The following is a 14,258-nucleotide window of genomic DNA, read 5'->3' as shown; positions in this document are numbered from 1 at the left end:
GGCTTTGGATCGGTCGGCTTTGGATCGGTCGGCTTTGGATCGGTCGGCTTTGGATCGGTCGGCTTTGGATCGGTCGGCTTTGGATCGGTCGGTTTTGGATCGGTCGGCTTAGGATCAGTCGGCTTAGGATCAGTCGGCTTTGGATCGGTCGGCTTTGGATCGGTCGGCTTTGGATCGGTCGGCTTTGGATCAGTTGGCTTTGGATCAGTTGGCTTTTGTGTAACCATCTTTAAACTAACAGCAGTAGGGTCGTTATACTCTGCTTCGAAGTCGACTAATAGACTATTGTCACTTACTGCTTTAAACTCACCTTTTCTAGTATTACCCTTCACAACATCTTTGATATTATTGTCTGTTTTTACTTTCGCTATATTTTCAGCATAAACGTATAGATCGCCTTCACTAATATCGATATTCCCGTTAACCACAAGCTTTCCATACTCATTGCTATCGATGATACCGTTGCTATTATTATCATATACGCCAATGGTCAGTGTTTCATCTTTTGCCATTGAGTAATCACCGTTAATTTTAAGTGTACCTTCTGCCACACTTAAATCTCCAGTCCACTGCTTACTACTCATAGAAAACTCAAGATTACCTGAACCTGTCTTTACAAAACCACCACCGTCCTTAAAAGAAATCTTACCAACGTTTCCTGTAATGACCGCATTTGGGTTTATGACAATATTAGTCGCAATATACTCATCAGGCTTATCAGCACTAAACACAAAAGCTTCAGTATCAAAAACGACGCCCTTATTACCTAGCTGAATAATATTGTCTTTGGTGAAATTTGCAAACAAGTTTGGTTGATCTGCTTTGATTTCAACAGTTGTACCATCTAGGTAAATATCAGACTGCTTTGATGCTATATTTCGTTCTATACCTTTAACAGATAAATAGCTATCTATTCCGCTAGCCTTGAGTATACCGGAGCCAGTATTACCAATTACAAGGTTCCCTGTTCTAAATGAGGCGTTATTAACATTCAACGCCCCTTTAGCTTCTTGAGCGTTTTCACCAAAACCTCCGACATAAGTAGTGTCGCTGATACTGACTTTGCCAATACTGTCAGGCTCATTATCTATATTCAGCGTACCACTACCTTGCTGTCCTACAATCATGTTTGCACTGTTCAAACGTGATGCGCTCAGCGTGACCTTTCCTACAGAGCCTTTATTTTTTCCGATCACAATGTCATTAGAAAACGTAGATACTGAACTATCTCCTTCTAGATTCAAATTCGCAACGCTGTCTACACCATTAGCGATAATGATATTCTTATCAGACCGCAAACTTGAATCTGCGCTCAAAGTAGCGTTGGCGACCGTACCATCGCCATTAGCGAGAATAAAATCATCTTTAGAAGATACTGAGCCATTATCTAAGTTAAGACTCCCTGAGCTACCAGTTTGATTAGCGACGATAAAATCAGTCTTGGAACTGACACTACCAGAAGTAGAGATTTGTACAGCACCTTCACCTGCATCACCTATTATAACTCTGCCTGCAGAAATAAATGAATGGGGTCCACTCCTGCTTGGTGTTGACACTTCAACTAGGTTATTTTTGCTACCTGATTTACTACCTACGATAAGGGCTTCTTTAATATTCACTGCGCCTATATTTTTGACAGTGAAATTTCCAGTACCTTCATTTCCAACATATAGGTTTTGTCTAAGACTTACATCAGCTCCTTCGCCATCAATCACAACTTTACCATCACCCGTACTCTTATTACCTATATAAGCGTCTTTGTAAATGAGAAGGGTACCCGTACCTCCTGGTTCTGCATTCGGGTCATCATTTTTTAATGTGAACAAACCTTTACCAGCATCGCCAACGGTCAACGTATTATCAAGATAAAGCCGAGATTTATTTTTAATTAAAACATCACCATTCGCGCCTTCGTTTTGGCCAATAGTAAGTGTAAATGTGTCTAAAGTCCCATTATCAACTAGGGTTAATTTGCCGTTGCCATCTTTACCTACAATCGTTGGAAATTTGGCTTCTATTTCAGTACCTTTACCGCTAACAATCACGTCTTCTGAAATAACATAAGGGTTATCATCAATTACGTGAACTTTACCATCATCATAGGTAACTGCCATTGCCGTCCCTGATAAACCAAGCATCGCTACAGTTAGGGGAGCGAGGATAAGCTTAGTAGCAACTTGAGATTTGCCTGAGGATTTGCCACGAGATTTAGCAAGCTCAGATACGCATTGATATACACCTAGAGAATGATTAAAGACTACACGGTAAATATGATTCATACGAAGACCTTAAGAAATAGTTGACAGTTATGTAACATTTTATTAATTATATAAAGATATATTACAATAGAATATTTTTTTGTCTACGTTTGATTACACAAATGTTCATATTCCATAAAAGGCGTTTAAAGCCTACTATTTAGTGTTTTATGATTATACGTTTGTTACGATGTTATCTAACTTTGAAGCCTGCTCATTGACAGCTTTGATACTACTGATAGCCTAGTATTAGAGGATAATTTATTTTGCCATTATGGTATTAATTAATCATTAAAAACACAAAAAGCCCTGTTAGTTAAAGAGCAGGGCTTTTTCCATAATGAAATAAATTTTAGTGACTAGCTAAGTATTTTCTAAAAAAATATTAGGATTTTTTACTTTGCAAACCAGCTGCATACTCCCGCACGTTTTGCGTAATTTTCATCGAACAGAATTTTGGCCCGCACATCGAGCAAAAGTGTGCAGACTTATGTGCGTCTTTCGGTAAGGTTTCATCATGGAACTCACGGGCAGTATCGGGATCGAGTGCTAGATTGAACTGGTCGTCCCAGCGGAACTCAAAGCGGGCTTTTGATAAGGCATTGTCACGTGCTTGTGCACCGGGATGACCTTTGGCCAAGTCAGCGGCATGAGCAGCAATCTTATAAGTGATAATGCCGTCTTTAACATCCTTCTTATTAGGCAAGCCTAAGTGCTCTTTTGGCGTCACATAACATAGCATAGCGGTACCAAACCAGCCGATCATCGCCGCCCCGATAGCACTAGTAATATGGTCATAACCCGGTGCGATATCCGTGGTCAAAGGCCCTAAAGTGTAGAATGGGGCATCAGCACAGAGCTCAAGTTGTAAATCCATGTTCTCTTTAATACGGTTCATTGCTACGTGGCCTGGACCTTCTACCATCACTTGCACATCATGCTCCCAAGCGATTTTAGTGACTTCACCAAGGGTACGCAGTTCACCAAATTGTGCCGCATCATTAGCGTCTTGTAGACAGCCAGGGCGCAAGCCATCACCCAAACTAAAGGCCACATCATACTGCTTCATAATTTCGCATATGTCTGCAAAATGGGTATATAAAAAATTCTGTTTTTGATGGGCTATGCACCACTGGGCCATGATGGAGCCACCACGTGAGACGATACCAGTCAAGCGTCCAGCAGTTAGCGGTACATATTCCAGTAGCACCCCAGCATGGATAGTAAAATAGTCGACGCCTTGTTCGGCTTGCTCAATTAGAGTATCGCGGAATATCTCCCACGTTAAATCTTCAGCGACACCATCGACTTTTTCTAGTGCCTGATAAATAGGTACAGTACCAATAGGCACCGGTGAGTTACGAATCAACCATTCACGAGTTTCGTGAATGTGATTACCAGTTGATAAATCCATGATGGTATCTGCGCCCCAACGCGTCGCCCAAGTCATCTTTGACACTTCTTCATCGATTGAAGAGCCTAATGCTGAGTTACCGATATTGGCATTGATCTTAACCAAAAAATTGCGTCCGATAATCATCGGTTCAGATTCAGGGTGGTTAATATTATTAGGAATAATGGCGCGACCAGCGGCTACTTCACTGCGGACAAACTCTGGGGTGATAATCGTAGGAGTATTAGCACCGAAACTTTCGCCGTCATGTTGGCGCATATCGGTTAGCTCGTGCTGCTTTTGGGTTTCACGAATAGCGATGTATTCCATTTCAGGAGTAATGATACCGCGGCGAGCGTAGTGCATCTGAGTGATGTTGCCGCTGTGGTCAGCGCCAGTCTTAGCACGGCGTGGCTTATCGATATAAGCGAATCTTAAGTTAGCAGTGCTGATATCGCGTGCGCGCGCTAGTCCGTATGAGCTAGATAAACCACTGAGTTGTTCGCTATCAGCACGTTCATTTATCCAGCCTTGACGCAATTTAGGCAGACCACGAGTCAAGTCGATTTGTACATTGGGATCGGTATAGACGCCAGAAGTATCATAGACATAAAACGCTGGGTTCTGCTGCCAATCACTCTCAGGAATGCCTTCTACTGGAGTATTTGCCAAACTGATTTGACGCATTGGCACTTGGATGTCAGGTCTTGAGCCTTCGATATAGACTTTATGCGAGGCGGGTAGGATACGATGCAAGTCGCGAGCATCTTCTTCAAAACGAGCATCAGCCGCGCTGCGATGGGCAGGTGTTTTAAAAGCATCGGCTTTTTTATTTGATTTTTGCTCTGAACCGGAGTTAGTTGAGCTGGCTGCATTTGCTAGGTAAGTGCTGGCGCTAGGTGTATTGATGTTTGGAGTGGCTTTTGAGCCAAGGCTTGAAGTAGGTGTTGAGATGGTCATATGCTGTCCTAGGATGTTGTCTAAAAGAAAAGGCAACACCGCCAGTAGCTGCGGAGTAAGCATTGGTCATAGCAACAAATTCAATCACAATTTTGAAAATCACGCCATCACCGCTATTAATAGCGGATAAGCTAAAAAGGATTGGTGGACACTACTGATTATTAACCACAGCTCTACAGCATCAGTATTCTATAACTGAGCAGTAGGCTGATAATAAACAGGCATTTCTGCGTGCCCTTTGTATGTATAACATAAGCTTGAGACTTCCCTGCGTCGGTACTAACCGCATCAGGTTCGGCGGGTGATCTCTCAGCGAATGTAGCATGACGGCTTATTATCCAGTCAACTACACCGCACCCCGAGTCTGTCAGTGTTGTAAATCACCTCGATACTAGCAAACTTCTCCCTTAACGGCTAATGCTATTTGTTCATATCACTAATATTAATAAATTTCAGCTCCCCAGCAAAGCTTTTGAGCTGCAATCCTTTGAGTATTGAGCACAGTGATTGATAGCACAGAGCGATTGCTATAAATTTTCTAACCCGCTTTAGCAATCCTAGAGTCAAACCAAGTAGAGGCTGCCAACTACTAGGACTAACTACCCTGCAATAACTCCAAATAGGACTAACTACCCTGCAATGCTTTCAAACTACTATCCTGTTTATATCTGCTTACATTGTCATTGAACTGTCATAAAACCGTCATCGAACTGTCATTAAAGCTTGGCAAACTAGCTCACATCAATAGTTCACATCATTCGACATCAACAGTCATTATTTATTTTATTGGTCAAACTTTAGGAGCATCACATGCGTTATTCAGTATTGGCAATAGCAGTTAGTTGTACCTTGATGCTTACCGCCTGTAATAAATCAACCGATAGCGTTGAATCAGCCAAAGACAGCGCAGCGGTTACTACTACTGAAAAGACTGGCAGCGAAACTAAGCCAGCAGCAGTAAACGATAACATATCCATGAGCATCACTGGCGCTGGCGCCTCATTTCCACAGCCTATCTATGCCAAGTGGTCAGCCGACTATAACGGTGCTACAGGCGGACAAGTCAATTATCAGTCTATTGGTTCATCAGGTGGTATCAAGCAAATTACTGCTGGCACTGTTGATTTTGGTGCATCAGATGCCCCATTGACGCCAGAAGAATTGGAAGCAGCAGGGTTGATTCAGTTTCCGATGGTCATCGGTGGCGTAGTACCAGTAGTCAATATTAAAGGTATTGAGCCGGGCGCGCTCAAGCTAGATGGCAAAGTATTGGCTGATATCTATTTAGGCAAGATTAATAAATGGAATGACCCTGCCATCGTGCAATTAAATCCAGATTTAAAATTACCCGATAGCCCAATTACTACCGTATTTCGCTCAGATGGCTCGGGCACGACTTTTAACTTTACTGATTATTTAGCCAAAGTATCGCCAGAGTGGCAGAGTAGTGTTGGTGTCGATAAGACTGTCAAATGGCCAACCTCTGATCGCGGCGCTGCCGGCAAAGGTAATGAAGGCGTTGCCAGTTATGTGAGTCGTATGGCTAACTCTATCGGTTACGTTGAATATGCCTACGCTAAGCAAAATAACATGGCTCATGTAGCGCTTAAAAATGCAGCCGGTAATGTAGTGCAGCCTTCATCGGCAAGCTTTGCAGCAGCAGGGGATATCGATTGGTCACAGCAAGCAGGTTTTTATAAAGTGATAACCAACTCTGAAACTGCTGAAGCTTGGCCAATAGCAGCTGCTACTTTTATCTTGGTACATAAGCAGCCAAAGGATGCTAAGCAAGTGGCCGGCGTGCTGAACTTCTTTAACTGGGCGTATGACCAAGGTGATGCTGCAGCAACTGAGCTTGACTATGTACCATTCTCTGACAAAGCTGTGGCCTTGTTTAAAGATAGCTGGAAACAAGTAGTCGGTACTGATGGTAAGCCTGTCTACACTGCCCCCTAAGCTTGGATACTAGTCTTAGCTGATAGTCATAGCTGATCAAATACTTTTGCTCAGCTATAACTCAAGTATAAGTAGCGCTGTTTGTTGCTAAATGGTGCTTAAGGCGACATTTATAATAATAAATATAATAATTAAAACACAATAAAAACCACATCATCTATCACAGCGATTATTGGGGCAGTTATGGCAGGGTCTAACTTGCAAACGCAATTGAATAAACAAAAGCGTTTAGATGCGATATTTGTTAATACTACTAAAGCGGCGGCACTGTTTGTACTAGCTAGCTTAGGAGCGATTTTACTATCGTTAATTATTGGCGCTTGGCCGAGTATGCAAGCGTTTGGACTAGACTTTTATACTAGTAATAACTGGGATCCAGTGGCTAATGAGTACGGGGCACTAGCTCCTATCTATGGCACGATAGTTACCTCAGTTATGGCGTTAGTCATCGCTGTACCAGTCAGTTTTGGTATCGCTATATTCTTAACTGAGCTTTGTCCTCCTGTACTTAAAAAGCCATTAGGTATCGCCATTGAGTTGCTAGCTGGTATTCCCTCTATCATTTATGGTATGTGGGGTTTATTCGTATTCGCTCCCTTCTTCGGCAATAATATTCAGCCTTGGCTTACCGAAAATTTAGGCAGTCTGCCGATCATAGGTAAGCTATTCATTGGTGCTCCAATGGGCATTGGCTTATTTACCGCCTCTTTAGTACTAGCCATCATGATCATTCCCTTTATTGCGGCTACTATGCGTGACGTATTTTCTGTAGTGCCAGCCCTGCTAAAAGAATCAGCTTATGGCATGGGCGCTACTACTTGGGAAGTGATGTTTAAGATTATCCTTCCTTATACCAAGACTGGGGTAGTCGGTGGCGTGATCTTAGGGTTAGGGCGAGCGTTAGGCGAGACTATGGCAGTAACTTTTTTGATCGGTAATACCTTCAATATTAACTCTAGTATGTTTGCGTCAGGAGTATCTATTACTTCAGCCTTGGCCAACGAGTTTGCCGAGGCGTCAGATCCATTGCATCTATCATCTTTGTTACATTTAGGATTAATCTTATTCATGATTACTTTTGTGGTGCTATCGATTTCGCGCTTGATGTTACGTGGTATGGATAAGCGTGCTGGACAATAAGCATTAATAATAGACTTTTATAACCATTTAATAGACTGGTTTTAAACTTGCTTCAATTAATAAGGAACTTGCAACATGCCAGCGTTATCCACTATTAATCCTGCCAAAAATGCTGCTGCTGTCACTACTGATCGAGGCTTGTATCGTCGCCGACGCTTGCTGAACAAAGTAGGCTTAGGGTTTGCCGCTTCCGCTATGATATTTGGGCTGTTTTGGCTGACGTGGATTTTGATAACTTTAGGCGTTGAAGGGATGCATGGCCTGCTTGAGATGCCAGTATTCACAGCTGATACACCGCCACCGTTGACTGATGGTGGCTTGCGTAACGCCATCATTGGGTCAGTGATGATTGCTGGTTCTGGCCTGTTTATTGGGGCGCCAATTGGGTTGCTGGCTGGGGTTTATTTAGCTGAATTCTCGCACGGTAATCGCTTGGGACAAGTTATACGTTTTTTGAATGATATTTTACTCTCTGCGCCATCGATTGTGATTGGTCTATTTATCTACGCATTATTAGTCAAAAACTATAGCTTTTCAGGCTGGGCTGGCGCTTTTGCCTTGGCACTTATTGTGATACCAGTAGTAGTAAGAACTACCGAAAGTATGCTGCTATTAGTGCCTAATCAACTGCGTGAAGCCGCTTACGCGCTGGGCACACCGAAGTGGAAGTTAGTATTAGGCGTAACTATGAAAGCGGCGCGGGCAGGTCTAACTACTGGGGTATTGCTGGCTTTTGCCCGTATCACTGGTGAGACTGCACCGCTGTTATTTACCGCTTTAAACAACCAATATTTCAGTCTGGATATGGGTAAGGCGATGGGTAATATGCCCAATACTATCTATCAATTCGCTATGAGTCCTTATGATAATTGGCATGCTCTTGCTTGGGCCGCAGCGTTGCTTATTACCTTTACTGTGCTGACCTTGAACGTGGCAGCTCGCTATATAGGTGGCAAAGAATATAGCTAATTTGGCTGGTGCAACCAATGAGCCGTGCTAATCAATGGCTTTAGCACTAGCCAGCAGCGAACTACTAGCAGTTACTATAATATTTATTGAAGATGACCCCTAATTAATAACTAATAATCGATATCCAGAATCAGTAATTAGCAATCAGGAGCTAGACCATGACTGACACTATTAAACGCTCTACTAAAAAGACTTCGCCAACTATCGCAGTGCCACGCCCTTTCGTTACTGCGCATAACACTGCCCCAGTAATCAGTAGCAATGCTAGCATTATGGCAGCCGTAGTAGAACCGCAAGCTCCTGCCAAAATTCAAATACGTGATCTTAACTTTTACTACGGTAGCTTTCGTGCGCTAAAAGACATCTCTATTGATATTCCAGAAAAGCAAGTTACCGCGTTTATTGGTCCTTCTGGCTGTGGTAAATCAACGCTACTGCGTACTTTTAACCGCATGTATGATTTGTACCCTAATATGCGCGCTGAAGGGGGAATCTATCTCGATGGTCACGATGTATTAGCAAAATCAATGGATGTTAATTTGCTACGTGCCAAGGTTGGCATGGTATTCCAAAAACCAACCCCATTCCCAATGTCTATCTTTGACAATGTGGCCTTTGGGGTAAGACTGTACGAAAAAATGTCAAAAGCTGAGCTAGTAGATCGGGTTGAGTGGGCGCTTAGAAAAGCGGCATTATGGGACGAAGTAAAAGACAAGTTACAAGCTTCAGGCCTGTCACTATCTGGTGGTCAGCAGCAACGGCTCTGTATAGCACGTGGGGTGGCAACTAAGCCTGAAGTCTTGTTACTCGATGAGCCAACTTCTGCGCTAGACCCTATATCGACAGGGGCTATTGAGGATTTGATAGAAGATCTAAAACAGGATTATACCATCGCCATCGTCACCCATAATATGCAGCAAGCGGCACGAATTTCTGATCACACGGCTTATATGTACTTAGGAGATATGGTCGAAATGGGCAAAACCGATCAGATATTTACTAATCCTAGTCAACAAGCGACAGAAGATTATATTACTGGCCGTTATGGCTAACCGCTGACAACCATTGCTGTTAATAATAGCTTTTATCGACACAGCTTTTATCGACACAGCTTTTATTAACGTAGCTATTTATTAAAACTGCTCTTCATAAATACTATTCTTTATTAAAAAGACCACTTACTGAGAATAATTATGCCTAATCAGATGTCCCATACCTCCAAAAGTTTTGACCAAGACTTGAGCGCAAGCACCGATTTGTTTTTAGAGATGGGGATGCTGGCTAGCAATCAAGTAGCGCAAGCGATGCAAGCTTTGTTAGAGAGTGATATGTTGTTAGCGCGGCAAGTAGTTGAGAAGGACAGCGCCATTAATCAGTTAGAAGTGCAGATTGATGAGCATATATTATTACTAGTTGCTAAGCGGCAGCCAGCCGCGCGCGATTTACGTTATGTGATGGCAGTGAGTAAAGGGGTTGTTGACATAGAGCGTATTGGCGATGAAGCGGTAAAAATTGCCCATATGGCGCAGCAAATTGCCAAGGTTAATAGCCATACTTATTGCTACCATGAAGTCCAGCATTTGAGTAACCAAGTAAGAGTCATGCTCAGTAATGCACTGAGGTCATTTGAATACTTAAAGGCAGATAGCGCTTTTGAGGTAATGCGTAGTGACAATGAAGTGGACTTTGAATATCAGTCTGCTATTCGCGCCTTGATGACTTATGTCATGGCAGATGCTAGCCAAATTAGTCAAGTGATCAATTTGATGTGGGTATTGCGTGCGCTGGAACGTATTGGGGATCATGCACGCAATATTGCCGAATTAGTGATTTATATCAGTAGTGGCACTGATGTGCGCCATAGTGACTTTGCCACTGTGCAACAAGCGGTTGATGATGCTGGTAAAGCGGACAGCGATAAAGACAGTGCTGCTAATAATTGCTAATATAGGCCGGCTATTAGCAGTAAATAATATTAGCAGCACAGAGCACTAGCGGTTTGGTTGCCTATAAAACACCAATAAGTAGAGGCTTTGCTAGCTCGCTGTTAAATCTTCATAAGTCTGTTTATTTGGTTTCCGGCGTCCAACCTTGTGGGCGTTCATAATCTTGATTGTCCAAATATTTATCACGCTGCTCAGTCAAGAATTTCTTAGCTTCAGGATCCATCATACTTAAGTGGTTTTCGTTGATCAACATAGTTTGATGCTCAAGCCACTCTTTCCAAGCTTTGTCTGAAACAGTCTGTTGTAGCTCTTGACCTTTTTTATTAGGAAAGGGTGGGTGAGGCATTTTTGGTAAATCTTGCTGATATTTACGGCAAAATACAGTATTAGCTTGTGGGTTAAAGGTCTCGGTCATAAAGGACTCCTAGTTATTCAAAGGGATGTTTAAATAAGTGCTTGCTTCAACGTTACTGAACTATGATAAAGGGGTTAGGGCGCTTAGCAAAGCCTATTCGAGTTATAAAGTTTATCTGAGTGACGCTATCCTGAATTTAGAGCTAGTAGTTGAGCACACAAATAAAAACACCTGCAATCGTAGCAGGTGTAATTAGTAATACAGGGATACTTTTAATCAAGCCACTAGGCAAATGCCTAAGCGACTAGTTAAATAACTGCGCCACTAGGCAAATAACCAAGTCATTAAGCCATTAAGCAAAAACTTCTAGGCGTGTACGTCCGCGAGCAATAGCTTGCTTAACTTGATTTGGAGCCGTACCCCCTAAGTGATCACGTGCCGCCAATGAACCTTCCAAAGTCAAGTATTCGAACACATCAGTACCGATAGCGGCACTAAACTGCTGTAACTGCGCTAAAGATAAATCGCTCAAATCAACCCCTTCTTTAATACCCAAAGCTACGGCATTGCCGACCACTTCATGAGCATCACGGAATGCGACACCATTACGTACTAGGTAATCCGCTAGGTCAGTGGCAGTCGCATAACCTTTCATAGTAGCCGCGCGCATATTTTCTTTATTGGGGGTGATATTGGGCAGCATATCTCCAAAAGCTAGTAGCGAACCGGTTAAGGTATCTACGCAATCAAACAGCGGCTCTTTATCTTCTTGGTTATCTTTATTATAAGCTAGCGGCTGACTCTTCATCAGGCTTAATAAAGTCATCAGCTGACCAAAGACGCGTGCTGCTTTACCACGTACTAACTCAGGTACATCAGGGTTTTTCTTTTGTGGCATGATAGATGAGCCGGTACAAAAGCGATCAGGAATCTGCACAAAATCAAATTGTGCTGACATCCATAAGATAATCTCTTCACTCATGCGTGACAAATGCATCATTAAAATAGAAGCTGCTGAGGTGAATTCAATGGCGAAGTCACGATCGGATACCGCATCTAATGAATTCTGACAAATACCTTCAAAGCCAAGTAATTCTGCGGTAATAGTGCGATCAATCGGGAAAGTAGTACCAGCAAGGGCAGCGCTACCAAGGGGTAGCTGGTTGATACGACGACGGGCATCAACTAGGCGCTCGGTATCACGATAGAGCATTTCAAACCAAGCCATGACATGATGACCGAAGCTAACCGGCTGTGCGGTCTGTAAATGAGTAAAGCCTGGCATAATAGTATCAGTATGCTGTTCAGCCAAATTAAGAAGACCGGTTTGTAAACGCACTAATAGCGCGATAATGTTATCAGTCTCTTCACGTAACCAAAGACGAATGTCAGTAGCAACTTGATCATTACGACTGCGGCCAGTATGCAGTTTTTTACCAACTGCACCAATGATGTCAGTCAAGCGTGACTCAACATTCATATGCACGTCTTCAAGCTCAATAGACCAGTTAAACTCGCCCAGCTCAATCTCAGCCAATACTTGTTCTAGGCCATCAATGATAGTTGCTACTTCACTTTTAGTGAGAATGTCACATTCACCAAGCATAGTGGCATGCGCAATAGAGCCTTCGATATCATGGCGTGCAAAGCGTTGGTCAAAGCCTACGGAGGCAGTAAAAGCCGCAACGAAACTGTCAGTGGCTTCGCTAAAGCGCCCGCCCCACATTTGCTGACTGGGTGAGGAGCTATTTTTCTCAGGATGGTTAAGGTTAGAAACATCTGTGCTAAAATCAGATGAATTTTCATTTTGCTTAGGATGACTAAGGTTTGAAGAGTTGGCGTTCATATAGGTACAAGACAAATCAGAAGAATAAGGGCTCAAGTATAGCAAATGATGAGGTCGCCTTACTAGCTGAGCGTCTAGAGTTTTTTATTCCAAAGCTCATAGATATAATGGCACTTTGGCAATGGCTGCTGTGCATTGTTTTTTGGTCGTTATTTGTCACCATAATCAACCGCTATGAGCTGATAGCTTGGTCAGATTTTTTAATTTCTTTCTCCAGTCTTATCTTGCAAAATATAATAGCTATTTTGCCTGCTCTATATCTTATCGATTATCTACGCCCAGTCATCAAGTATAGCAACCCTATAAAAGTCAGTTTCTATATTCTACTGTTGTTTTTTACTACTAATGGTATCGCCACATCTTTAGTCATGTTGATGAGGATCACTGTCGGCTGGCTTGAATATATTCCGCAAGATTTTATCATAAATATTTTATTCAATATGTTGATTGCTGGCGGTTTCACGCTATTATTTTTACTATATTTTTTGCGTCGTCATTGTGAGCTTATGGCTTTAAAACAATCTTTTGAATACAAGCTCAGCGTTCAAAACGACCTTATTAAGGCGCGTATTGCCCCCCATTTCTTCTTCAACACTATTAATTCTTTGATGACTCTGGTTGAGTCTGATCCACCCCGTGCAGCTGATTTATTACAGCACATATCAGCGTTGTTTCGTGCCAGCTTTAATGGTGCACGTGAGATAAGTTTTGAGGAAGAGGTAGCGCTATGTGAGCATTATTTGGCTATTGAGTCGAGTCGTCTCGCTGATAAACTAGTGGTTAGATGGGACTTACCAGACGATGATATAATGTACGACATGATCATCACTGCCTTAACCCTGCAGAATATAATTGAAAAGATGCTACTGCATGTAGTAGAGATGACTACTGAGACTATCTTTATTGATATAAAAGTAATTTGGCAACAGCACCGTGTAACCCTTACTGTTACTGCACAGCTACCTAGTAAGACCTTAATGATAAGTTATGACTTGCATAACCATGTTGATTTTCATGTTCAAGATGAGCGCCTAAAAACATATTTCGGTAAAAGTGCGTTTATAAAGAGTAAGGTAACTAATAAACAGATAATCACCACTATCGATTACCCTTTACAAGACGTTGCACTTTAATTATATTCACTCTGTTTGCAAATAAGCTAATAAACTGGCATATATATTGCAGTATAATTAGTGGTATAAGTCATAACTATAATTGAAGCTTGAATAACATCACCTCATGTTATCGATTACCTCTATAGAAGAGGGTCTTTATAAGTATAGATTTTTGATTTATATTAAACTAATGTTCGTAATATTTTTACCTACTTTATTAGGGGCTCAACAGAATAAGACAAGATTGTGTATTTAAATAACTGTTTTATAAAATGGTTCTATAAGTCTACATGCTAATGGGTAGAGTTAGATATACTTAG

Annotated in this window: 10 protein-coding genes and 1 riboswitch; of the genes, 6 read left to right on the top strand and 4 right to left on the bottom strand. The window is 42.1% G+C overall.

Annotation, left to right across the window (positions count from 1 at the left end; all coding sequences use genetic code 11):
- On the bottom strand, positions 1-2,279 hold a 2,279-nt coding region (locus tag KZA12_RS04835; protein ID WP_218689404.1), incomplete at its 3' end, for an ESPR-type extended signal peptide-containing protein.
- Positions 2,280-2,643: 364 nt separating this feature from the next.
- Entirely contained in the window at positions 2,644-4,611 is a 1,968-nt protein-coding gene (gene thiC, locus KZA12_RS04830) for a phosphomethylpyrimidine synthase ThiC (protein WP_218689403.1), read from the bottom strand.
- A 248-nt stretch (positions 4,612-4,859) separates the two neighbouring features.
- Positions 4,860-4,982, bottom strand: a riboswitch (TPP riboswitch).
- A gap of 439 nt (positions 4,983-5,421) precedes the next feature.
- Between thiC and pstS the strand changes: the two genes are divergently transcribed.
- The 5 genes from pstS to phoU all read left to right on the top strand — a co-directional run bounded on the left by pstS (position 5,422) and on the right by phoU (position 10,622).
- Entirely contained in the window at positions 5,422-6,567 is a 1,146-nt protein-coding gene (gene pstS, locus KZA12_RS04825) for a phosphate ABC transporter substrate-binding protein PstS (RefSeq protein ID WP_201621567.1), read from the top strand.
- 183 nt (positions 6,568-6,750) lie between these two features.
- Positions 6,751-7,707, top strand: a complete 957-nt coding sequence (gene pstC, locus KZA12_RS04820; protein ID WP_201621568.1) for a phosphate ABC transporter permease subunit PstC — start codon at positions 6,751-6,753, stop codon at positions 7,705-7,707.
- A gap of 75 nt (positions 7,708-7,782) precedes the next feature.
- Positions 7,783-8,676, top strand: a complete 894-nt coding sequence (pstA, locus tag KZA12_RS04815) for a phosphate ABC transporter permease PstA (RefSeq protein WP_201621569.1) — start codon at positions 7,783-7,785, stop codon at positions 8,674-8,676.
- A gap of 272 nt (positions 8,677-8,948) precedes the next feature.
- Positions 8,949-9,728, top strand: a complete 780-nt coding sequence (gene pstB / locus KZA12_RS04810; RefSeq protein ID WP_201621926.1) for a phosphate ABC transporter ATP-binding protein PstB — start codon at positions 8,949-8,951, stop codon at positions 9,726-9,728.
- Positions 9,729-9,869: 141 nt separating this feature from the next.
- Complete coding sequence (phoU, locus tag KZA12_RS04805; protein ID WP_201621570.1) at positions 9,870-10,622, top strand: phosphate signaling complex protein PhoU; 753 nt, start codon at positions 9,870-9,872, stop codon at positions 10,620-10,622.
- Positions 10,623-10,743: 121 nt separating this feature from the next.
- On the opposite strand, the gene KZA12_RS04800 is transcribed toward phoU, so the two are convergent.
- Positions 10,744-11,037 (bottom strand): oxidative damage protection protein, encoded by a 294-nt coding sequence (locus tag KZA12_RS04800; protein WP_201621571.1) that lies wholly within the window; start codon positions 11,035-11,037, stop codon positions 10,744-10,746.
- Between the two features lie 292 nt (positions 11,038-11,329).
- Positions 11,330-12,703 (bottom strand): argininosuccinate lyase, encoded by a 1,374-nt coding sequence (gene argH / locus KZA12_RS04795; RefSeq protein WP_201621927.1) that lies wholly within the window; start codon positions 12,701-12,703, stop codon positions 11,330-11,332.
- A gap of 227 nt (positions 12,704-12,930) precedes the next feature.
- Between argH and KZA12_RS04790 the strand changes: the two genes are divergently transcribed.
- On the top strand, positions 12,931-13,956 hold the full coding sequence (locus KZA12_RS04790; protein ID WP_227677080.1) for a histidine kinase: 1,026 nt from the start codon (positions 12,931-12,933) through the stop codon (positions 13,954-13,956).
- Positions 13,957-14,258 lie beyond the last annotated feature (302 nt).

Origin of the sequence: Psychrobacter sp. BF1 (genome assembly GCF_019279065.1) — a bacterium.
In the GTDB taxonomy this organism is placed as follows: domain Bacteria; phylum Pseudomonadota; class Gammaproteobacteria; order Pseudomonadales; family Moraxellaceae; genus Psychrobacter; species Psychrobacter urativorans.
The sequence above is the reverse complement of the archived record's forward strand: the minus strand, read 5'-3'. Positions and strand labels throughout refer to the sequence as shown.

Coding starts and splice junctions, on each gene's coding strand:
- thiC (WP_218689403.1), bottom strand. CDS start 4,611: ATGACCATCTCAACACCTACTTCAAGCCTTGGCTCAAAAGCCACTCCA.
- pstS (WP_201621567.1), top strand. CDS start 5,422: ATGCGTTATTCAGTATTGGCAATAGCAGTTAGTTGTACCTTGATGCTT.
- pstC (WP_201621568.1), top strand. CDS start 6,751: ATGGCAGGGTCTAACTTGCAAACGCAATTGAATAAACAAAAGCGTTTA.
- pstA (WP_201621569.1), top strand. CDS start 7,783: ATGCCAGCGTTATCCACTATTAATCCTGCCAAAAATGCTGCTGCTGTC.
- pstB (WP_201621926.1), top strand. CDS start 8,949: ATGGCAGCCGTAGTAGAACCGCAAGCTCCTGCCAAAATTCAAATACGT.
- phoU (WP_201621570.1), top strand. CDS start 9,870: ATGCCTAATCAGATGTCCCATACCTCCAAAAGTTTTGACCAAGACTTG.
- KZA12_RS04800 (WP_201621571.1), bottom strand. CDS start 11,037: ATGACCGAGACCTTTAACCCACAAGCTAATACTGTATTTTGCCGTAAA.
- argH (WP_201621927.1), bottom strand. CDS start 12,703: ATGTGGGGCGGGCGCTTTAGCGAAGCCACTGACAGTTTCGTTGCGGCT.
- KZA12_RS04790 (WP_227677080.1), top strand. CDS start 12,931: ATGGCACTTTGGCAATGGCTGCTGTGCATTGTTTTTTGGTCGTTATTT.